At 65.5% G+C, this 21,015-nt stretch carries 19 protein-coding genes and 1 tRNA gene; 10 read left to right on the top strand and 10 right to left on the bottom strand.

The genetic code is table 11. The features are described from left to right. Positions 1-8: 8 nt before the first annotated feature. The 3 genes from O1Q03_RS25915 to O1Q03_RS25905 all read right to left on the bottom strand — a co-directional run bounded on the left by O1Q03_RS25915 (position 9) and on the right by O1Q03_RS25905 (position 5,489). On the bottom strand, positions 9-3,134 hold the full coding sequence (locus O1Q03_RS25915) for a biosynthetic peptidoglycan transglycosylase (RefSeq protein ID WP_269506870.1): 3,126 nt from the start codon (positions 3,132-3,134) through the stop codon (positions 9-11). A gap of 247 nt (positions 3,135-3,381) precedes the next feature. Beyond that, complete coding sequence (locus O1Q03_RS25910; protein WP_269506869.1) at positions 3,382-4,269, bottom strand: LysR family transcriptional regulator; 888 nt, start codon at positions 4,267-4,269, stop codon at positions 3,382-3,384. A 302-nt stretch (positions 4,270-4,571) separates the two neighbouring features. Continuing rightward, entirely contained in the window at positions 4,572-5,489 is a 918-nt protein-coding gene (locus tag O1Q03_RS25905; protein ID WP_269506868.1) for a LysR substrate-binding domain-containing protein, read from the bottom strand. Positions 5,490-5,717: 228 nt separating this feature from the next. Between O1Q03_RS25905 and O1Q03_RS25900 the strand changes: the two genes are divergently transcribed. The 4 genes from O1Q03_RS25900 (at position 5,718) to O1Q03_RS25885 (ending at position 10,272) form a co-directional block, all read left to right on the top strand. After that, positions 5,718-7,034 carry an MFS transporter gene (locus tag O1Q03_RS25900; protein ID WP_269506867.1) on the top strand — a complete coding sequence of 439 codons (1,317 nt, stop codon included), beginning with the start codon at positions 5,718-5,720 and terminating at the stop codon, positions 7,032-7,034. A gap of 28 nt (positions 7,035-7,062) precedes the next feature. Then, positions 7,063-8,535, top strand: a complete 1,473-nt coding sequence (locus O1Q03_RS25895; protein ID WP_269506866.1) for an amidase — start codon at positions 7,063-7,065, stop codon at positions 8,533-8,535. A 114-nt stretch (positions 8,536-8,649) separates the two neighbouring features. After that, positions 8,650-9,852, top strand: a complete 1,203-nt coding sequence (locus tag O1Q03_RS25890) for a porin (protein WP_269506865.1) — start codon at positions 8,650-8,652, stop codon at positions 9,850-9,852. Positions 9,853-9,987: 135 nt separating this feature from the next. Then, positions 9,988-10,272 (top strand): PAAR domain-containing protein, encoded by a 285-nt coding sequence (locus O1Q03_RS25885; RefSeq protein WP_269506864.1) that lies wholly within the window; start codon positions 9,988-9,990, stop codon positions 10,270-10,272. Between the two features lie 9 nt (positions 10,273-10,281). Here the strand turns inward: O1Q03_RS25885 and O1Q03_RS25880 are convergent, their stop codons facing one another. Continuing rightward, on the bottom strand, positions 10,282-10,593 hold the full coding sequence (locus tag O1Q03_RS25880; RefSeq protein WP_269506863.1) for a cupin: 312 nt from the start codon (positions 10,591-10,593) through the stop codon (positions 10,282-10,284). 91 nt (positions 10,594-10,684) lie between these two features. Further along, entirely contained in the window at positions 10,685-11,368 is a 684-nt protein-coding gene (locus tag O1Q03_RS25875; protein WP_269506862.1) for a DJ-1/PfpI family protein, read from the bottom strand. 115 nt (positions 11,369-11,483) lie between these two features. Between O1Q03_RS25875 and O1Q03_RS25870 the strand changes: the two genes are divergently transcribed. Together O1Q03_RS25870 and O1Q03_RS25865 are read left to right on the top strand one after the other, a co-directional pair. Continuing rightward, positions 11,484-12,452: a GlxA family transcriptional regulator gene (locus tag O1Q03_RS25870; RefSeq protein WP_269506861.1), complete on the top strand. Its 969-nt coding sequence runs from the start codon at positions 11,484-11,486 to the stop codon at positions 12,450-12,452. A gap of 199 nt (positions 12,453-12,651) precedes the next feature. Then, entirely contained in the window at positions 12,652-13,626 is a 975-nt protein-coding gene (locus O1Q03_RS25865) for a LysR family transcriptional regulator (protein WP_269506860.1), read from the top strand. Positions 13,627-13,907: 281 nt separating this feature from the next. Here O1Q03_RS25865 and O1Q03_RS25860 read toward each other — a convergent pair whose 3' ends face one another. Together O1Q03_RS25860 and O1Q03_RS25855 are read right to left on the bottom strand one after the other, a co-directional pair. Further along, on the bottom strand, positions 13,908-14,108 hold the full coding sequence (locus O1Q03_RS25860) for a helix-turn-helix domain-containing transcriptional regulator (protein WP_269506859.1): 201 nt from the start codon (positions 14,106-14,108) through the stop codon (positions 13,908-13,910). Positions 14,109-14,172: 64 nt separating this feature from the next. Continuing rightward, a complete protein-coding gene (locus O1Q03_RS25855; RefSeq protein ID WP_269506858.1) occupies positions 14,173-14,826 on the bottom strand; it encodes a hypothetical protein in 654 nt (217 codons plus the stop codon). A 627-nt stretch (positions 14,827-15,453) separates the two neighbouring features. Between O1Q03_RS25855 and O1Q03_RS25850 the strand changes: the two genes are divergently transcribed. From O1Q03_RS25850 to O1Q03_RS25835, 4 genes are all read left to right on the top strand, one after another. Continuing rightward, positions 15,454-15,798: a hypothetical protein gene (locus O1Q03_RS25850; protein WP_269506857.1), complete on the top strand. Its 345-nt coding sequence runs from the start codon at positions 15,454-15,456 to the stop codon at positions 15,796-15,798. Between the two features lie 3 nt (positions 15,799-15,801). Then, positions 15,802-15,981, top strand: coding sequence for a hypothetical protein (locus tag O1Q03_RS25845; protein WP_269506856.1), 180 nt, complete (start codon positions 15,802-15,804; stop codon positions 15,979-15,981). Between the two features lie 29 nt (positions 15,982-16,010). Then, positions 16,011-16,232, top strand: coding sequence for a major capsid protein (locus tag O1Q03_RS25840; protein WP_269506855.1), 222 nt, complete (start codon positions 16,011-16,013; stop codon positions 16,230-16,232). Positions 16,233-16,798: 566 nt separating this feature from the next. Further along, positions 16,799-17,215 (top strand): DUF4279 domain-containing protein, encoded by a 417-nt coding sequence (locus O1Q03_RS25835; RefSeq protein ID WP_269506854.1) that lies wholly within the window; start codon positions 16,799-16,801, stop codon positions 17,213-17,215. A 145-nt stretch (positions 17,216-17,360) separates the two neighbouring features. Here the strand turns inward: O1Q03_RS25835 and O1Q03_RS25830 are convergent. The 3 genes from O1Q03_RS25830 to O1Q03_RS25820 all read right to left on the bottom strand — a co-directional run bounded on the left by O1Q03_RS25830 (position 17,361) and on the right by O1Q03_RS25820 (position 21,014). Next, positions 17,361-17,437, bottom strand: a tRNA-Met gene (locus O1Q03_RS25830). Positions 17,438-17,569: 132 nt separating this feature from the next. Further along, entirely contained in the window at positions 17,570-19,228 is a 1,659-nt protein-coding gene (locus tag O1Q03_RS25825; protein WP_269506853.1) for an MFS transporter, read from the bottom strand. 232 nt (positions 19,229-19,460) lie between these two features. Then, positions 19,461-21,014: a sensor histidine kinase gene (locus tag O1Q03_RS25820; protein ID WP_269506852.1), complete on the bottom strand. Its 1,554-nt coding sequence runs from the start codon at positions 21,012-21,014 to the stop codon at positions 19,461-19,463. Position 21,015: the final 1 nt, after the last annotated feature.

Here is a 21,015-nt window from a genome sequence, read left to right as displayed (position 1 = left end):
CGTTGCCGTCAGGACGGCTGGGCCGGCTGCACCGGCGCGACCGCCGCCGCGCGCGGCGGCGGCATCTCGGCCTGCGGCGCCGGGCCCGTCGTGCGCGTGCCGGCCTGGACCGGGCGTTCGATCAGCGGCGCGAGCGCTGGCGCCATCGACTTCAGCAACTGCACGGCCATCGCGCTCGTGAAGTCGTAGCGGGCCGCGTACGGCTCGTGCGCGGTTGCCGTCAACACGCCGAAGAAGCGGTCGCCGAGCACGAACACGAACGTGCCGCTGCGATTGACCTTGCGCGACTCGATCAGCCGCGCACCGCGCGCATACACATTGAAGCGCTGGTCGCCCGTCCCGGTCTTGCCATACACATCGAGCGTCTTGCCGTCGGGCAGCGTGAAGCCGCCAGCGAGACGCCGCGCGGTGCCGTTCAGCACGACGTCGCGCAGCAGCGTGTGCGCGACGTTGACGATCTCCGGCGACAGCGTCGGCTGCGGCTGCGCGGCTGCGCGCACGAAGCGCGTTTCGTACGGCGTGCCCTTCGCGAAGTCGAGGCGCGTGATCGTCTCGGTCGGCGCTTTCTGGCCGCCGTTCGCGATCAGGCCGATCAGCTTCGCGAGCGCGTCGGGCTGGTCGCCCGATGCGCCGATCGCGGCCGCATACGACGGTGTGACTTCCGCGAACGGGTAGCCGAGCGCGCGCCACGCCTTCGTGATTTCGCCGTACGCGCGCAGCTCGACCATGCGGCGGATGCGGCGGTCTTGGGTCCCGTGGTAGCGCGTCTTGTACAGCCACGAGTACGTGTAGAAGCGGGCATCGCGGCTGTCGCGCTGCACGTCGGCGAGCGATGCGGTCGGGTGCGCGCGCAGGTAGTTGAGCGTCCACAGCGCGAGCGGGTGGACGCTCGCGATATAGCCGCGATCGTTCAGGTTGAAGCGGTCAATCGCGTACTTCGCGTACAGCGCGGCCAGATCGTCGTCCGACAGCGACGCGGCCGGCGTGCCCTTCAGTTGCGCGCGCATCTGCGCATCGAACCACGCGAGCGATTCGTTCGGCGCGACGCTGCGCAGCACCGTCGCGATCTTCGGCGGCGACTTGCGCACGTCCTGCAGCATCAGCGCGAGCGCGTCGTCCGGGGCCTTGCCCGCATAGCGCGTGTAGTAGCGCTTCACGTAGACCTGGCTTTCGCCGTCGACGAACTGCGCGAGGTAATGCCGGCGCTGTTCGGGATCGTCGAGCCACGACGACGACGGGCCGGCCGCCTTCAGCATTTCGTAATGAACGATGTCGCGCATCAGCCGCACGAACACGAGGTTCACCGAATGCTCGAACGCGGCGTGCAGCGTCAGGATGCGGCCGTTGTCCGACTTTTCGAAGTTCGAGAACACCTGCGCGCCGCCGCCCGTGTAGAACACGTCGGGGCTCGCCGAGTACTTCCGTTCGACCGACGCGTCGAGCATCGCCTGCAGCGAGCGGTCGCGCGTGTGGGACAGGTAGTCGAGCGCCCAGCGCGACAGCCCGTCGAGTGGATCGGGCTTTACCCGCGCGAGCTGCGCATTCGACAGGCTGCCGTAGCGCGCATGCAGCTCGGACATGATCTGCAGGTACGTGATCAGCGTGCGCAGCTTCGCGGTCGAGCCGAGGTTGATGCGGCCGCCGCGGTTCACGTCGAACGGCTCGTTCACGCTGTCGGTCTGCACGCGCAGCAGGTTCGCGCCGTTGCGATGCTCGTACAGTGTGAAGCTGTACGTCAGGTGCGACGGATCGTCCTTCGGCGCGAGCATCTCGAAGCCATACAGGCCGGCCGCCTGCGCGCCGTCGCGGGTCGATGCCTGCGCGAGCCGTTCGGCAACGGCCTGCTGCACGCCGTTGTCGAGCGTGCTGGTCGCCTGCAGGTCGAACTGGTCGAGTTGATACAGGTCGCTGATGCCGAGCGCGGCCAGCAGCGACGCGCGCGCGGACGACACGGCCTTGCGCGACACGAACGACTGCACGTGCGGGGCGGGCGGCGGCGCGCTGCGTTCGATCTGCGCGGCGAGCGCGGCATCGCGCAGCGCGGGCGAGATCACGCCGCCGTTCGACAGCAGCCGCAGATAGCTGTCGGTCAGCTTCTGCAGCGCCGGATAGCCGCGATTCAGGAAGTACGACGGCGCGCGCTGCGCGATGATCAGCGACAGCACCTCGCGGAACGCCTTGCCTTGCTCGTCGACGTTGTCGCCGGTCGTCGGCGCGGACAGGATGCGATTCACGTCGTTGAAGTCGCGGCCGTACCACGCGGCGAGGCCGTCGCCGAGGCCGGTGACCTCGCCGATGTGCGCTCGCGCGGCGAGCGGCACCGAGTTCAGGTAGCGCACAAGAATGGTGCGGCGCGCGAGCATCGTCTGCGGGCCGTTCATGTATGCGAGGATCGACGCGGACGCGATCTGCCGCAGCTTCTCGGGCGGCGTCGCCGTGCGCCCGTCCGGCGAATGGCGGAATTTCTCGATCTGCGTGGCGAGCGTGCTGCCGCCCGGGCGCGCCTGATGGTGGTCGATGACGTGCAGCGCCTGATCGGCGAGCGCGCGGCTGAAGCGGCCCCAGTCGATCGCCGGGTTGCGGTTCGGCTGGGCCGGGTCGAGCAGGTAGCGATCCTCGATGAACATCAGCGAGTTGGCGACCACCGGCGGCACCGTGTCGAAATCGGCGTACACGCGCTGCGGGAACACCGTCGCGAACAGCGGCGAGCCGGTCGAGTCGAACAGCATCAGCCCGGTCTGGTCTTTCTCGTTGTAAGGCAGGAACAGGCCGCGGTCGGCGAGCGACAGCATCCGGTCGGAGTCGCGCGCCTGCTGGCCGACGACGAAGCCGCGCGCGAGCAGGCGCTGCTGGAATGCCGGAAGCATCGAGTAGCCGAGCCGCTCGTCGTACGGGCCGTTCGCGGGGAAGCGGATATGGTCGCTCGGCCCTGTCTCGACGGTGTAACCGACGTCGCGGGTGAGGTCGGACAGGTAGCGCGCCTGCAGGCGCGACGTCTCGATCTCAGTCTGGACGACGCGCGCAATGATCGCGAGCGCGATCACCAGCGCGGCCAGCAAAGACCATTTGATCCACGTCCAGACCGATCCACTACCGGTCATACGCGGCAGGATGCGATTCAGCGGCCGATTCATGGCGGCGTCTCCCTGAAGGCGCAGGCTCCGGCCGCGCCAGTCATTAAGGATTAGTTTAGTCCTCAACCGCAGGCTGCCAAGAGCGGTTCTCTACGGAGATGCGCCGACGCAACGCGCGTGCCCGATCCGCGCGAAGCGCGCGGCGGGCACCGCGCGCGCCCGGCCTGGCGAGCCAGTGCGGCCGCTCGGCGATGTGCGCGGCGGGCCGGATCGATGTCGAGAAATGGTGCGCGATTACACCCTTCATTCACCTGACGAAGTGCTCGATCAGGTGATCGACGAAGAGGCGCGCCTTGCGGGGAAAATGGCGCCGGCTCGGGTACGCGATATTCATCTCGAGTTCCTCGAGCCGGTAGTCGGGCAGCATCGCCAGCAAGCGGCCCTCCGCGAGATCCTGCTCGACGAGAAAGTCGGGCAGCACCGCGATGCCCATGCCCGCGAGTGCCCAGTTGCGGATCAACCCGATGTTGTTCGACGACGCCGCTTTGTTCGGACGCACGGTGACGTGCGTCGCGCCCTGAACGAACGACAGGTGTTCGCCCGCGAAGTCGGCATGAAACGTGAGGCACGCGTGGGACGCGAGGTCGTGCGGATGGCCCGGCGCGCCATGCCGCTCGACATACTGCGGCGCCGCGCAGACGAGCCGTTTGAGACGCGTGAGCGGACGTTTCACCAGCGTGTTGTTGCTGATGTGCTGCGACAGCAGCAGCCCGACGTCGAAGCCCTCCGACACGAGGTCGACGTGGCGATCGACGATCGTGACTTCCGGCACGATGGCCGGGTGCAGCGTCTTGAACGCATCGATCGCGGGGGCGAGCACGTGCATGCCGAACATGACGGGCGCGGCGATCTTCAGCGACCCGATCGGCTCGTGGTGCATCGACGCGATCGTTTCCTCGACGCGGTCGATTTCCTCGATCACGTGACGGATCTGCGCGAGATACAGATGACCGGCGTCGGTCAGCGACAGGCTGCGGGTCGTGCGATTCAGCAGGCGTGCGCCGAGGCGATCCTCGATGCCCATCATGAGGCGCGTGGCCGACGAATTGGAGATGTTCAGCTCGGTGGCGGCACGTGCGAAGCTGCGCAGTTCGGCAACCTTCACAAATAGCCGCATTGGTAGGAGTTCGTCCATTTTTTTATCGATAAACAGAAAGTGTTTATTGAATTCTAGCTATCGATTTATCGGATTTGAACGTCTAATTTTGATGAATGATTATTATGAAATGCTGCGTTGATCGGGACTGCGATCGGACTAAGAATAGGGGGTTTGGGGGTGTCGTCGTCCGGGTCGTGTTCTGCTGTCGTTTGCCGTGAACGACGGATATAGACGTCGATGGCTGATTTGTATTTAGTATTTGTACGAAAATGCCGCGGAGTTTTCTCAAAAATGCATTCGATATGTCAGATGCGGCTCGATTCGAATGAGACGCGTCGCTATCGCCACAGCAACTTCGCGGGATCGTACCGGCGCACGGCCTCGACGAAGCAGTGGATCAGGTAGTCGCATGCGACCGTGTTGAGCGCATCGCGCCGCGTGAGCACGCCGGCCGACACGGTCGGAATCGTCTCCTTCACGTCGATCGCGACCATCCGCTCGCGTATCCAGTCGATTTCCATGAAGTGCTTCGGCACGCACGACACGGTGTCGGTGTGCACCGACAGCGAGAATGCCGCGCTGAACGACGTGCATTCGACGATCGGCTGCGGTGCCGGGTAGCCGTGCGCGACGAACACGTTCTGCAGCACGCGGCCGATGCTTTCCGGCGACGTATTGAGTACCCATTGCGCATCCTGCAGCTGCGCGAGCGACGTGCAGTGGCGCAGCGGATTGCTCGCGCGCGTCATCAGGATCAGCTCCGATTCGATCAGCGGCCGGAACGTGAATTCGGGCGACAGCCGCGTCGCGTCGACGATCGCGATCACGAAGTCGAGCGAGCCGTCGCGCAGGCGCGGCAATGCCGTGTCGAGAAAGCCTTCGCGCACGTCGAGGCGGATCATCGGCATCCGCTGGCGGAACGCATCGAGCGCGGCCGGCAGGAAGCCGAGCGACATCAGCGGTGTCAGCGCGCACGCGAGCGCGCCTTCCTTGCCGCCCGACAACTGGATCACGTCGTCGCGCGCGTGCTGCATTTCCGCGAGGATCAGCCGCGCGCGTGCGTTGACGGCCTGCCCGAAGCGCGTGAGCTGCGCGCCGCGCGCGTTGCGCGTGACGAGCGGCACGCCGAGGTCTTGCTCGAGTTCGCGGATCGCCTTCGTGAGCGCGGGCTGCGACAGATGGATCGCGCGCGCGGCGGCGCGCAGGCTGCCGTGTTCGGCGATCGCGGCAAGCGCGCGGAGCTGGTGGTGTTTCACGGCGTGGCGGGGCGCGGCGGCAGTGGCGACGTTCGTATCGTACACCGCGCCGGCGCGGGAAAAAGACGCGATAACCACGCGTTATCACGATCGAAAAATGTCGCTCCGGGCTGCGTATTTTGAATGCCTAGACTGCATGCGCAGGCCGTCGAACGGGCCGCGCACCAGCACGCACCAGCACGCACCAGCACGCACCAGCACGCACAACCAGTACGGAGACACACCTTCATGAAGGCGCCCCGAGCGGACAACATGTACGGCGGGCATGTCGGCGACGTTGCCGCATCCCCGTCCAATCGCCAGCTGATCGTCGCGATCACGATCGGCAACGGCCTCGAATTCTTCGATCTCACCGTATTCAGCTTCTTCGCGGTGCTGCTCGGCAAACTGTTCTTTCCGGCCGCGTCCGCGCAGCAGCAATTGCTGATGTCGGTCGCGACGTTCGGCGTCGGCTTCATCGCGCGGCCGGTCGGCGGCGTCGTGATCGGGCTCGTCGCCGACCGCTTCGGCCGCGTGCCGGCCATGAACCTCACGCTCGTCACGATGGCGCTCGGCACCGGGATGATCGGCATCCTGCCGACCTATGCGCAGATCGGCGTCGCGGCGCCCGTGCTCGTCGTGCGCGCACGGCTGCTGCAGGGCTTTTCGGCCGGCGGCGAAGTCGGCGTATCGACGTCGCTGCTCGCCGAGCGTGCGCCGCCCGGCCAACGCGGCTACTACACGAGCTGGCAATTCGCGAGCCAGGGCGCCGCGGCGCTGGCCGGTTCGTTCGTCGGCTTCCTGCTGTCGTATTTCCTCGAGCCGGCCGCGCTCGAATCGTGGGGCTGGCGCGTGCCGTTTCTCGGCGGCGTGCTGATCGCGCCAGTCGGCCTGTATCTGCGCGCGCGCTTCGCTGCGATCGAACAGCACGCGCCGGCCGCCGCCGCACGACGCTCGTCCGCGGTGCTCGGCACCGTGCTGCGGCGCGACGGCCGCGCGGTGCTGACCGCGCTCGGCCTCGTGGTCGGCGGCACGGCCGCGCACTTCATCGTCCTCTATTACATGTCGACGTATGCGATCCGCGAGCTGCACCTGCCGATGGATACCGCGCTGTGGTGCGGGATCCTGTCCGGTGCGGTGATGTTCGTCGCGGCGCCGATCGGCGGGCGCCTGGCGGACCGCACCGGCAGCAAGCGTGTCGCGCTGTGGTCGCGCGTGGCGCTGACCGTGCTGGTCCTTCCGGGCTTCTGGCTGATCCGCGCGGTGCCGTCGATCGCGACGTTGTACGCGGTCGTGATGCTGCTCGCCGCGCTGCATTCGATCAATGCCGGCGCGAACGGCGTGATCCTCGCGGAGCTGTTTCCGAAGAGCACGCGGGCGACCGCGCTGTCGATCGCGTATGCGGGCGGCGTATCGATCTTCGGCGGCTTCGCGCAGTTCATCGTCACCTGGCTGATCGGCGCTACCGGCAATCCCGCCGCGCCGGCGTGGTACGTGATCGTCTGCGGCGTGCTGTCGCTCGTTGCGCTCGCGTTTGCGTCAAATCGCAGCGCTCAGGACGACTGAGCGGTTTCCTTCTTCTTCCATTCGCCCCATGACCCCCACCGTTTCGTTTTCGTCGTCGCCCGCCGACGTCGCCGCCGGCGACCTGTGCGACCTGCCCGCGCGCACGATGCTCGAGTTGCTGAAGTCCCGGCAGATCGGCGCGTGCGAGCTGCTCGATGCGCATCTCGCGCGAATCGCGACGGTCAATCCGCGCGTGAATGCGCTCGTCACCGTCGCCGATCCCGATGCGCTGCGCGCCCGTGCGCGCGAGCTGGACGCGCGCTGGATGCGCGGCGAATGGCAGGGGCCGCTGCACGGGCTGCCGGTGTCGCAGAAGGACCTGACCGCGACGCGCGGCGTGCGCACGACCTTCGGCTCGACGCTGTTCGCCGATCACGTGCCGCAGCACGACGCGCTGATCGTGCGCCGCTGCGCGAGCGCCGGCGCGCTGATGATCGGCAAGTCGAACACGCCGGAATTCGGCGCCGGCTCGCATACGTTCAACGACGTGTTCGGCGCGACGCGCAACCCGTGGGACCTGACGCGCTCCGCCGGCGGCAGCAGCGGCGGCGCGGCGGCCGCGCTCGCATGCGGGATGAATCCGCTCGCGTGCGGCAGCGACATGGGCGGCTCGCTGCGCAACCCGGCCGCATGGAACAACGTCGTCGGGCTGCGGCCGTCGCCCGGCCGCGTGCCGCGCGCGCCGGACCTCAACGGCTGGGCGACGCTCGGCGTCGACGGGCCGATGGCGCGCGATGTCGCCGACACCGCGCTGCTGCTGTCCGCGATCGCCGGGCCGAGCGGTGAAACCGCGACCGAGCTCGCGGAGCCGGGCGCGCGCTTCGCGCAGCCGCTCGAACGCGATTTCCGCGGCACGCGGGTCGCGATGTCGCGCGGGCTGCCCGGCGTGCCGATCGATCCCGAGATCCGGCGCGCGGTGGACGCGCAGGCGCGCGTATTCGCGTCGCTCGGCTGCGAAGTCGAATTCGACGACCCCGATCTCGCCGAAGGCGAGGACGTGTTCCGGATCGAGCGCGCATGGATGATCGGCACGCTGGTCGACGGCTTCGACGAGCGGCAGCGCGCGGCGCTCAAGCCCGAGCTCCTCGACGAATACCGGTTGCATCGGTCGCTCACCGCCGCGGATCTCGGACGCATGTTCGTGACGAAGACGCGCCTGTTCGAGCGGATGCGCGCGTTCATGCAGCGCCATGCGTTCTACGTGCTGCCGACGACCCAACTGATGCCGTTCGACGCCGCGCTGCGCGCGCCCGCCGATGTGCTCGGCATCGCGAGTACGTCGTACATCGACTGGATGCGCGTGTGCTGGCTGCTGTCGTCGACCGAGGCGCCGATCCTGTCGGTGCCGTGCGGCTTTTCCGCGACCGGCTTGCCGATCGGCATGCAGATCGTCGGCCGCTACCGCGACGACTGGGGCGTGCTGCAACTGGGCCATGCGTACGAAGTCGCGGCCGGCCGTCGCTGGACGCCGCCGTCCGTCGTCGCCGACGCACTGCGCTGACCACTTTTCCCGGCTGACACCGGACCGTTCCGGTCCGTGCCGGAAGGCCGCGCGCCTGCGGGGGGCGCGCACGCCTGCGTTTGGCCATTCGACCCGCGCAATGGAGATCTCTCGATGAAACAACGGCTGTTGGCAGGCGCGGGCGTCGCGCTGATCGCGGGTGCGGCGCACGCACAGAGCAGCGTCACGCTGTACGGCATTATCGATGAAGGGCTGACTTACTCGAGCAATGTCGCGTCGACCGGCGCGAACGGCACGGTGAGCGGCAAGCCCGCGCTGCGGCTGCTGGGCGGCGTGCAGCAGGCAAGCCGCTGGGGCGTGCGCGGCAGCGAGGATCTGGGCGGCGGGCTGGCGGCGGTTTTCACGCTCGAGAACGGGTTCGATCCGAGCACCGGCAAGCTCGGGCAGGGCGGGCTGATCTTCGGCAAGAAGGCGTTCGTCGGGTTGTCGGGGCCGTTCGGCACCGTGACGCTCGGCCGGCAGTACGACACCAACGTCGACTTCCTCGGCCCGCTCGAGGCCGCCGCGCTGTTCGGCGGCTACATGGTTGCGCACCCCGGCGACCTCGACAACGTGAACAACGCGAACTCGACCAACAATGCGGTCAAGTTCACCAGCAACAACTACGGCGGGCTCCGCTTCGCCGCGATGTACGGGGTCGGCGGCGTGGCGGGCGCGACGACGCGCAACCAGGTGTGGTCGGCGAGTGTCGGCTACACGCGCGGGCCGCTCGCGGTGGCGGCCGGCTACCTGAACGCGCGCAATCCCAACGTGTCGTTCTTCGGCACGACCGGCAGCCCCGCGCCGACCGTGGGCGGCGTGCCGGGCAACAACATGCTGTCGCCGGTGTATTCGGGCTATGCATCGGCGCGCACGCTGCAGGTCGCGGCCGTGGGCGGCACCTATGCGATCGGCGCGGTGACGCTCGGCGCGATGTATACGAACACGTCGTTCCGCCAGCTCGGCGACTTGTCGTCCGGACCGAACCCGGGCGGCGTGTCCGGCAACGCGGTATTCAACAACGCCGAGGCGAGCGTGCGCTACCAGTTCGCGCCTTATCTGTTCGGCGGCGTTGCGTACGACTACACGCGCGGCGGCGGCGTGAACGGCCGCGACGGCGCGACCTATCACCAGGCCGCGGCCGGGCTCGACTATTTCCTGTCGAAGCGTACCGACGTCTACGTGACTGCCGTCTATCAGCGCGCATCGGGCACCGATTCGACGGGGCGTGCGGCCGTCGCGGCGATCAACGGCCCCGGCGCGTCCGCGAACGACCGGCAGTTCCAGGCGCGCATCGGCATGCGGCACAAGTTCTGAGTGCCGAGCCGGGAGGTGGAGAGCGGCCGCACGGTGCTATCCTCGCGAAACGCCCGCGACCGACGGGCGGATACCGATTGCCCGCACGCGGCCGCACGCGCCGATGCGCGGCGTTTTTCGAGGGAGAGCCGAACCATGAGCCGCAAATTCATTCTGAAGGGCGACACGACCGACCATGGCGGCATCGTGCTCGACGGGATCGCCCATTCGTCGTTCGACGGCCGCGAGCTTGCCTATCTCGGCGCGCCGGTGTTCTGCGCGACGTGCAAGACCCAGGGCGTGATCGTGTCGGACGGCGGCGAGCGGACGATGACCGTGATGGGCAAGGTCGTCGCGCTCGAACACGACCTGTGCCAGTGCCTGTGCACGCCGCAACCGAAACTGACCGCGTCGCAGGAGACGGGGACGCTCGCCGGCTGAAGCCCGTCGTCAGACGCTGCCTTCGGTCTCGATCACGAGCACGCGCGCTTCGCCGAGCGGGTGCGCGACGTGTTCGGTGCCGACCGTCGCATGGAAGACGTCTCCCGTTTCGAGCACCGTCGCGTGCTCGATGCCCGCTTCGCGATAGCGCATCTCGACACGGCCGTCGAGCACCGCGAATACTTCGTCGCCGTCGTTCACGTGCCATCGGTACGGTTGATCGGTCCAGTGCAGACGGACCGTGATGCCGTTCAGGTTCGCAATGTCCAGCGCGCCCCATGGGCGCTGCGCGGTGTACGCGCGACTGCGGACGATATTCATCGATAGTTCCTTGCGTGCGCATGCGTCGACAGGCAGGCGGGCAGGCGGGCACGCCGGCGGTGCCTGCCTGCGGGATTCCGTTCGCTCGCGATCAGCGCGACATCGCGCGCAACGCCGCGTCGACGATCTGCCTGCGCTTCTCCACACCAGCCGCCGAGCGCTCCGTCACGCGTTCCAGCACCGATGCCGGCGCGGTATCCGGCGAGCCCGCGTTGAACGGCGGCGCCGGCGCGTATTCGAGTGCGAGCTGGATCGACTGCGCTTCTTCCGCGCCAGCCAGCTCGGCGGCGATCGTCAATGCGAAGTCGATGCCGGCCGTCACGCCGCCGCCGGTGATCAGGTTGCCGTCGCGCACCACGCGCTCGCGCACGGGCACCGCGCCGAGCGGCTCGAGCAGCGAATGAAACGCCCAGTGCGTCGTTGCGCGGCGCCCGCGCAGCAGGCCGGCCACGCCGAGCAGCAGCGCACCCGTGCAGACCGACGTCACGTAGCGCGCCGTGGCCGCGCGCTGCTGCACGAACGCGATCGTGTCGGCGTCGAGCAGCAGCTCGTTGATGCCGATTCCGCCGGGCACGCAGATCACGTCGAGCGGCGGGCAGTCGTCGAACGTGCAGGTCGGCGCGAGCGCGAGCCCGCTGCTCGACGCGACCGTGTCGCGCGATTTCCAGACGAGATGGACGGCCGCGTCGGGCAGCGACGCGAGCACGTCGTGCGGGCCGGTGAGATCGAGTTGCTGGACGCCCGGGAACACGAGCAGGCCGATATGCAGGGTCATGCGAACACTCCGAATGGAAGGGGAAGCGCCGCGCCGGCGCACGATGGACAGATCGATTCTAGGCGCGTAGTGTTTGGCGAAATTGCCATATCGCCCACGTTTTCAGCCAATCGCCATGCCTGCCGCTCCACGCTCGATCCTGGTCCTCGCGTTTCCCCGTGCGCAACTGCTCGACGTGACCGGCCCGCTGCAGGTGTTCGCGTCCGTCAACGAGCTCGCGCAGGAGCGCGGACAGCCCGCGCCATATGCACCGCGCGTCGTCGCCGCCGACGCGGGGCCGATCGAGACGTCGTCCGGCCTCGTCGTGATGGCCGGTTCGCTGCGCTCGGCCGGCCGGCCCGATACGGTGATCGTGGCGGGCGGCAAGGGCGTGCACGCGGCGTCGCGGGACGCGCGGATGGTGCGCTGGGTCCGGCAGCAGGCGCAGCGCGCGCGACGTGTCGCGTCGGTCTGCACCGGCGCGTTCCTGCTGGCCGAGGCCGGCCTGCTCGACGGGCGGCGCGCGGTCACGCACTGGGCGCGCTGCGACGAATTCGCGGCGCGCTACCCGAACGTGCGCGTCGAAGCCGATCCGATCTTCATCCGCGAAGGCGCGTTGTGGACCTCGGCCGGCGTGACGGCCGGCATCGACCTCGCGCTCGCGCTCGTCGAGGAGGATCTCGGCCGGGCGGTCGCACTCGACGCCGCGCGCGAACTCGTCGTATTCCTGAAGCGGCCGGGCGGGCAGGCGCAGTTCAGTGCGATGCTGTCGATGCAGCGCACCGACGATCGTTTCGGCGAACTGCATGCGTGGATCGCCGAGCATCTGGCGGCCGACCTGTCGGTGCCGGCGCTCGCCGAGCGCGTCAGCATGAGCGAGCGCAGCTTCGTGCGCCACTATCGCGCCGCAACCGGCCGCACGCCCGCGCGCGCGGTCGAGCAGATTCGTGTCGAGGCCGCGCAGCGTCTGCTCGGCGAAACCGTCTGGCCCGTCAAGCGAATCGCCACGCGCTGCGGCTTCGGTTCCGAAGAGACGCTGCGGCGCAGTTTCGTGCGCGTGCTCGGCGTGTCACCGCAGGGTTATCGCGAGCGGTTCGTGCGGTGACGCGCGAGGTACGGCGGGGCTGGGCCGTAAGCGGTTTCCCGGGACGGAACGATTGCCGCGTCGAACTGAACGCTCGTCGATTACTTTACAGTCCAAAACGCTGCGACTATTCAGAAGTGGAGAACAATAGGCGAGGGCTTGTGCCGGGCCCATTGCGCGCTCTATTCTGTTCCGTTGGCGATTCGAAGGGGGGCGCAGCATGGACCGCATCCAGGCAATGGAAGTTTTCACCCGCGTGGTCGACGCGAACAGCTTTACGCGCGCGGCCGACACGCTCGCGATGCCGCGCGCGTCGGTGACGACCATCATCCAGAATCTCGAGGCGCTGCTCGGCGTGCGCCTGATGCACCGGACCACACGCCGGTTGTCGCTGACGCCGGAGGGCGCCGCGTACTACGAGCATTGCATGAAGATCATCTCGGAGATCGCGGAAGCCGACGCGAGTTTCCAGACCGGCAACCGCAAGCCGAGCGGCGTGCTGCGCGTGCACATGCCGAGTTCGCTCGGGCGGCGCGTCGTGCTGCCCGCGCTGTCGATCTTCCGGCAGCGCTATCCGGACATCACGCTCGACCTCGGCTTGTCGGACCGCTATGTCGATCCGGTCGAGGAGGGCATCGACTGCATGATCCGGGTCGGGCCGCTAGAGGATTCGTCGATGGTCGCGCGGCGCATCGGAATGCTCAAGCGCGTGACCTGCGCGTCGCCCGACTACCTGGCGCGCCACGGTGAACCGCAGGAGATCGCCGATCTGGCCGATCATCATGCGGTGAATTTCCGTGCGAGCCACGGGGCGCGCGCGATTCCTTGGGTGTTCATGATCGAAGGCAAGCCGGTCGAGGTGCGGATGAACGGCAGCGTGACCGTCAACGATTCGGATGCGTACGTGACGTGCGGGCTCGAAGGGTTCGGGATGATCCAGCCGACGCTGTTCATGGTGCTGCCGAACCTGCTCGACGGTTCGCTCGTCGAGGTGCTGCCCGATTGCAATCCGAAGCCCAAGCCGATCTCGATCGTGTATCCGCACAATCGGCATCTGTCGCAGAAGGTGCGCGTGTTCGCGGACTGGATCGCGGAGCTGTTTGAGTCGACGCCGGCGCTGGAGGGTGGGGAGAACTGGCGGGGGAAGGTGCGGGCGGAGGCGACCGAGGCGCAGCGAGGGGCGGTGGTGGCGTAGTCGCGGCGCAGCGCGTGGGCTGAAGGCGGTCGACGCGCGATATCGCGTACGCCGGATGAAGCAATGAAAAAAGCCGCTGTTTCTTTCGAAACAGCGGCTTTTCGCATTTGGTGGCGAATCAGGGACTCGAACCCCGGACCTGCGGATTATGATTCCTTTCCCATAAGTCACTTTGGATGACATTGAGTGACTATTCAAAGGGTTAGCGCACGTTGGGTCACATTGTATGTTCGTTGCGTGCCTGTGCCGTTGACTCTTTGTTGAACTGCTGCGGGCGGGCGTTAGGTGTTGTCGGGCGGAGCCGGGTTCGATGAGGGTCTCGCTTGGGCGTTGCGAGCGCGGGCGCGTGCGACGATCTTGTCTGATTCGGCGATGAGGGCGGGGTTGCCGTCCTCCGCTACTGCTTCGAGGTAGGCGGCGATGTCTTCCTCGGTCGTGAGGTAGTCGGCTGTGTCGTAGCGGCTGAAAGTTACCTTTTCCATGCGGTTCTCTTTTGCATGTCGTGTTGCGCGTCTGTGATCGCGTCAGTGCGATTGTTGCTTGTCGTTACTTGGCGGTTTGTTCTTTGGCTCGTAATGAGTCGATTAGTTCGTCCGCATTCGGTATTGTTCTGATTCGTCGGATCATGCTTTCTACGTGCTCGCTTCTGAGAAGTAGGATTTTTTCTAGAAGTTCCGGTTGGATTTCGTATTCCTTGATCTTCTGTAGTGCAGGGGTTTCCGGAATATCTGGTAAGGGGAATTGTCTGTTTAATTCATCTATTAAGTCGCTTTGGGTTGTTTTGTAGTTCGCTTCTTCGTCGTAAAGTTTAATCAGCTTGTTGGATAGCTCTCTAATGGTGTTTGTGCACGTATGGAAATATCGTGCACTGCTGTCCGAGTCGATTTGAATTTCGATTTCGTCCTGTTGAAATAGAAAGGTGAAATCCGGTAATGGCGATTTATGGCCTCCCAAAGCGTCCGTCATTCCGGTTGCAAGCCAGAATGCATATTGTGGAACGCTGCGGCAGAGCGCGTCGAGCATGGCTATAGATGGCTTGTTGATTCCTATGTAGACGTGACGCCACTTCACGGCCTTTACTCCGGTGAGTCTTTCCAGTGCTGCCCACTTGTGCTGGTTTCCGGTTAGGTGTCGGAGCAGCAAGTGGATGCGTATCGTGATGTCGTACGCGGCGGCGTCGTGTTGCTCGGGAATGTTCATGGTTGCTTGGATGGTCCTATCGCTTTCGGATCTGTTAATTATATGGATAGGGTGGCTGTGGCGGTGAATGGTCGGTGCTGAAGCTAAAAATAGTTGAGATAAATGTGTGGTTTTGTATATAGAAATAAAAATTTTATTCGATGGGGTTTCCTTTGTGGGCGGGTATTTGCGGGTGATGTGTATATAGAAATAGCTGTTTGTAATGTGAATTTGTAACTTTCGTTCTTGAGGCTAGAGTTTTTGGGGTGTATGTTTTGTTCAGATTCCGCAGTGGCAGTTTGTAAGGCGAGAGTTGAGAGTCTTGGGCGTGTGATCGGGAGCGATGTATGGAGGGCAGTCGTGGTGTAGGTCGGTTGGAGAGTGGGATGCTGGCTGCGGTGCCGTTCGTTTCACGCGAGCGTTTCAGCGAGCTTACGGGGCTCCCGATCGGGGTTGTTGTGGGTTGGTGCAATCGTGGCTACTTGCCGACGGTTCAAATCGGGAAGAGGTCCTGCGTGAACACGGCGGCGTTGATGCAGAAGTGCGGTGTCGCAGGGTTGAAGCTGTCGTTGTAGAGGTGGAGCCGATGGGTTCCTTTTGTTTTGTGCAATACAAATAGCACTACTAATCGAGAAAAAGGTGAGAGAAATGGCAAGCGAAAAAATCCGTGTGTTGAAGATCGACAACGAAAAAGTCACGAGCAAGAAGACTGGTCAGACCCGCGATATGCGAGTGCTTCACTGCTTTGTGGAATCGCGTTACGAAGACCCGAAGACTGGTGAGCTGGTCGATGGGTCGTTCGTAGCAAAAACGTCGCTGTTTGACGCGGACGTGGAGATTCAAGTGGGCGAGGAATACATCGTCCAGTACCGGCTCAGCGAGGGTTACGGGATTGATGCCGGGCGATTGACTCCGCGCATCGTGTCGTGGACTCCGCTTTCGAAGGGTCGTCCGGTTGCTAAGCCTGCCGCTACGGCTGGTGCTGCGAGTTAAGCGATGGACCGCCTGTCGTCGTATGCGGTGGACCCGGTGTCGGCGCAGCTTGCGTTGTTGAACGTTCTGCTGTTCGTGCATCTGGTCTGCAAGGCGGTGGACTACGTGACGCGTGTTGTGTCACGTCGTGATCCGCCGAAGAAGTCGATTCGTTCGAAGGTGGCTCGGTCGGACGAATCCTAAACAGTGAGCCATTTCCGTGGAGTTAGAAGATGAAGAACCTGAAGAAGAATCTCGCCGTCGTGGCCGCTGGCGGTACTGCTGCTCTGGTGTCGTCGGCGTCGTTTGCGCAGGCGTCGGGTGTGGACGTGACGCCGATCGTGAATTCGGTGAACAACGTGATTCCGTCGATCGTGGCAATCGGTGGCGCGGTTCTGGCCGTCGTGGTGGTGGCGTGGGGCTACAAGACGGTGAAGGGCTTCCTCGGTCGTTGATCGGGGTGATGGCGTGATGAGAGGCGTTCGGGCGGCGGTCTGAACGCCTTTTTTTGTGAGCGGAGGCGGGTTATGTGCGCATGGCGTTGGCTGCGTCGAGGAGTAACGGTGTCAGTTTGGGATGTGTGCTGCATGGTCGGAGTGGGCGTGGGTGTTGGGATGGCGGTGACGTCGGTTTGGGTGTCCGTGCTGGCGGAATTGTGGTGTGCGAAGGGTGTGAGCTAAGGAGGGCGCATATGCACCACGCCACCGCAAGCACTCCGAGCACCGCCGCCCCTATCTGCATACCGACGACCTCGCCACCCGAGACAGGTTGATCGCCGCCCGACGTGGAAACCTGCAAATACAGCGCGTTACCGCCCGAATCCGTCCCGCAACCCACTTGCTCCGAACTATGCAGCGAAAATGCTAGGGTACGACCGAGATACCTTTGGTGGGATGGTCCATTCGATGAAAGACGATCTTGGCCTTGGTGGCGCTGATAACGTCATCTGGCACGACAATGGCAACGTGGAATTTCGAGGCGAAGTCATCGGCAACATGCACGACTACAAATGAGGTTGGGATTGGGCTCTCATCAACTTGCGAACGCGTCATTCACAATCTCAGGTGATGATGTCGTTCCGGAATTCTGGACCGACTATTTCTGCATCGTGCCTGATATAGCCGTTACCAAGGGGCAGCATTTTGTTACGTCGGCGGGCCGAGCTAGCAGCTATCCGGGCCGAACGGGAGTATGGGGTGTGCGCAGCAGTGAGTCTGTCCATAGCGATCAATTGGAGCCGCACCTGCGCTATCTCATCAAGCGCTTGGCGCTACCCCGTGACGGCTTGCGTGAGCTTATTGAGAGCGCCGGCGCTCGCGTTCGTTTCTTCTGCTACTGGGCAAACTATACCGGCGACCGTGTGCCGGACGTTCCGAACGATGTGCGAGCGCTCATGGAATCGCTCGGAGGCGTGGTCGATATCGACGAATATCGATAGAGCGGTGGGCGGAGCCAGCTTATCCGCCTGACCGAGGATGGTCGGTCGACCGCGGCGTTACATGTGGAGAGATGGGCGGTTGAACCTTCGTTGAACCGCTGAAAATAAAAAGGGCCTCCGATTTCTCGGAAGCCCTTGTGCAGCTTGGTGGCGAATCAGGGACTCGAACCCCGGACCTGCGGATTATGATTCCGTCGCTCTAACCGACTGAGCTAATTCGCCGAAGACTTGAATTATGCAGATGTCCCGCCCGGCTGTCAACACCTTTTTCGATCTTTCCTGAAAAAAGTTGCCGGCGGCCCGTTCCGGTCAGGCTAGCGGGTGGGAGCCGCCCGCTAGCCGACCTCAAGGACCTCAGTCCCGCGCGTAGATATCCGAGTCCTTCGTCTCCTTGACGAACAGCAGACCGATCACGAACGTGGCCAGCGCGATCACGATCGGATACCAGAGCCCCGAGTAGATGTTGCCCTTCGCGGCGACGATCGCGAACGCGGTCGCCGGCAGGAAGCCGCCGAACCAGCCGTTGCCGATGTGATACGGCAGCGACATCGACGTGTAGCGGATCCGCGTCGGGAACATCTCGACCAGCATCGCGGCGATCGGGCCGTAGACCATCGTCACGTAGATCACGAGGATCGTCAGGATCACGATCGTCATCGGCCAGTTGAGTTGCGCCGGATCGGCCTTCGCCGGGTAGCCGGCGCCCTTCAGCGTCGACGCGAGCGTCTTGTCGAACGCCGCACCCTTCGTCTTCGCGTCGGCCGCCTTGCCGTCGTAGGTCTGGATCACCGTGTCGCCGACCTTGATTTCGGCCTGCGTGCCGGCCGGCGCCGCGACGTTCTCGTAGTTCAGGCCGGCCTTCGCGAGCGCGCTCTTCGCGATGTCGCACGAGCTGGTGAACTTCGACGTGCCCACCGGGTTGAACTGGAACGAGCAGGTGGCCGGATCGGCGACGACCGTGATGGGCGCCTTCTGCGTCGCGAGTTCGAGCTGCGGGTTCGCGTAGTGCGTGAGCGCCTTGAACAGCGGGAAGTAGGTGAGCGCCGCGATCAGGCAGCCCGCGAGGATGATCGGCTTGCGACCGATCTTGTCCGACAGCGAGCCGAAGAACAGGAAGAACGGCGTGCCGATCAGCAGCGCGATCGCGATCAGGATGTTCGCGCTGGCGCCGTCGACCTTCAGCGTCTGCGTGAGGAAGAACAGCGCGTAGAACTGGCCCGTGTACCACACGACGGCCTGGCCGGCGGTCAGGCCGATGAGCGCGAGGATCACGATCTTCAGGTTCTTCCACTGGCCGAATGCTTCGGTCAGCGGCGCCTTCGACGTCTTGCCTTCCGCCTTGATGCGCAGGAACACCGGCGATTCGTTCAGTTGCAGCCGGATCCACACCGACACCGCGAGCAGCAGGATCGATGCGACGAACGGCACGCGCCAGCCCCAGCTGCCGAACGCTTCCTCGCCGATGAAGGTGCGCACGCCGAGGATCACGAGCAGCGACAGGAACAGGCCGAGCGTGGCCGTCGTCTGGATCCACGCGGTGTAGAAGCCGCGGCGGTTCGCCGGCGCATGTTCGGCGACGTAGGTTGCCGCGCCGCCGTACTCGCCGCCGAGCGCGAGGCCCTGCAGCAGCCGCATCGCGATGAAGATCACCGGCGCCGCGATGCCGATCGACGCATAGCCGGGCAGGAAGCCGACCACGAACGTCGAGAGGCCCATGATCACGATCGTGATGAGGAACGTGTGCTTGCGGCCGACGAGGTCGCCGAGCCGGCCGAACACGATCGCGCCGAACGGTCGCACGGCGAAGCCGGCCGCGAAGCCGAGCAGGGTGAAGATGAACGCGGCGGTCGGATTGACCCCGGAGAAGAAGCTCTTGCTGATGTAGGCCGCGAGCGAGCCGGCCAGGTAAAAGTCGTACCACTCGAACACGGTGCCGAGCGACGATGCGAAGATCACCTTCTTTTCTTCGCCCGTCATCGGCGAGTGCGAAATTTGCCCGCCTAACGTTGCCATGAATCGTCTCCAAGTCCCTTGCTATAGATATGCGGCCGCCTTGGGTGGGCGGGCCTGTCGACGATTATTGGCAGGGAAACTTACGGCGCACTGACTCGCGCGGACAAAACGACTGCGCGTTAACCCGCGAAGAATCGGCCGCTTCGCGTCCCGATCGTGTCGCGAACGGCCGATAAAACGTCGGTTTCGAAGCGATCGCGCCGCGCGCGACGGAGTAGGGGCGGCGTGCGTGTCAGGAAGGATCGGGCGCGGTGCCCGACAGCGGCAGGCTGACGCGAGCCAGCGTGCCGGCGAGGCGCGGCCTGTGCTGATAGACGTGATCCTCGAGCGTCAGCGTGCCGCCGTGCTGCGTCGCGATTTCGCGCACGATCGCGAGCCCGAGCCCGCTGCCGTCGCCTTCGCGGCCGAGGATCCGGTAGAAGCGCTCGACGACGCGCTCGCGTTCGCCGGCCGGGATGCCGGGCCCGGTATCCTCGACTTCGAGGTGCACGCGCCGCGCCGCGGGCTCGGCGCGCACGCGCACGGTGATGCGGCCGCCGTCAGGCGTGTAGCGGATCGCGTTGTCGATCAGGTTGCCGAGCATCTCGCGCAGCATCACCGGATTGCCGTCGACGTCGAGCGGCGCGTCGTCCTCGGGGCCTTCGTAGCCGAGGTCCATCCGTTTCGCGAGCGCGGCCTGCACCCAGTCGCGCACCGCGCGCCGCGCGAGCGAGCCGATTTCGACCGGCTCGAACGTCAGCCCGCTCGCGCGGTTCTCGGCGCGCGCGAGCGCGAGCAGTTGCGTGACGAGCCGTGCGGCCTGCTCGGAGCTCGTCGCGATCTGCTCGAGCGAGCGCTGCACGTCGGGCGGCACCGGGTGGCGCAGCGCGAATTCGGCCTGCGTGCGCAGGCCGGCGAGCGGCGTCTTCATCTGGTGCGCGGCGTCGGCGATGAAGCGCTTTTGCAGCGCCATGTTCTGTTCGAGGCGCGCAAGCAGGTCGTTGAACGACGTGACGAGCGGCTCGATCTCGGGCGGCGCGCGCTGCGCCTCGACGGGCGACAGATCGTCGGGCCGCCGCGCGCGGATGTGCGCCTGCAGCGCGTTGAGCGGCGCGAGCCCGCGCGACAGCCCGAACCACACCAGCAGGATCGCGAGCGGCAGGATCACGAACTGCGGCAGGATCACGCCCTTGATGATGTCGTTCGCGAGTGCATTGCGCTTGTCGAGCGTCTCGCCGACCTGGACGAGCACCGGCTGCGTATCGCTCGACTGCGGCAGCGCGACGGTCGTATACGCGACGCGCACGTCGTTGCCGCGCAGCAGGTCGTCGCGGAACACGACGACGCCCGGCGACGGGCGGTCCTCGTCGCGCGGCAGCGGCATGTCGGCTTCGCCCGCGACCAGCTCGCCGCGTGTGCCGAGCACCTGGAAGTAGACGCTGTCGACGTTGTCCGCGCGCAGGAAGTCGCGCGTCTGCTGCGGCAGCGTCAGCTCGGCGACGCCGTTGACCGGATGGATCTGCCGCGCGAGCACGTACGCGTTGGTCTCGAGCGCGCGGTCGAACGGGCCGTTCGCGATCGTCTTCGCGACCAGATAGGTGACGGCGATGCTCATCGGCCACAGCAGCAGGAGCGGCGCGAGCATCCAGTCGAGGATTTCGCCGAACAGCGAGCGCGGGCGCGCGGCTTCGGGCGTGTCGGTCTCGTCGGGCGGCGCGAACGGGTTCTCGTAGCGCGCGTCGCGCGCCACGTCGGCGGCGGACGGCTCCTCGCCGCTCGGATGACGGGAACGGGCCGGCGTGGCCATC

The organism is Burkholderia sp. IMCC1007 (assembly GCF_027257875.1).
Lineage (GTDB): Bacteria > Pseudomonadota > Gammaproteobacteria > Burkholderiales > Burkholderiaceae > Burkholderia.
This window is presented reverse-complemented; position numbering and strand designations above follow the sequence as displayed.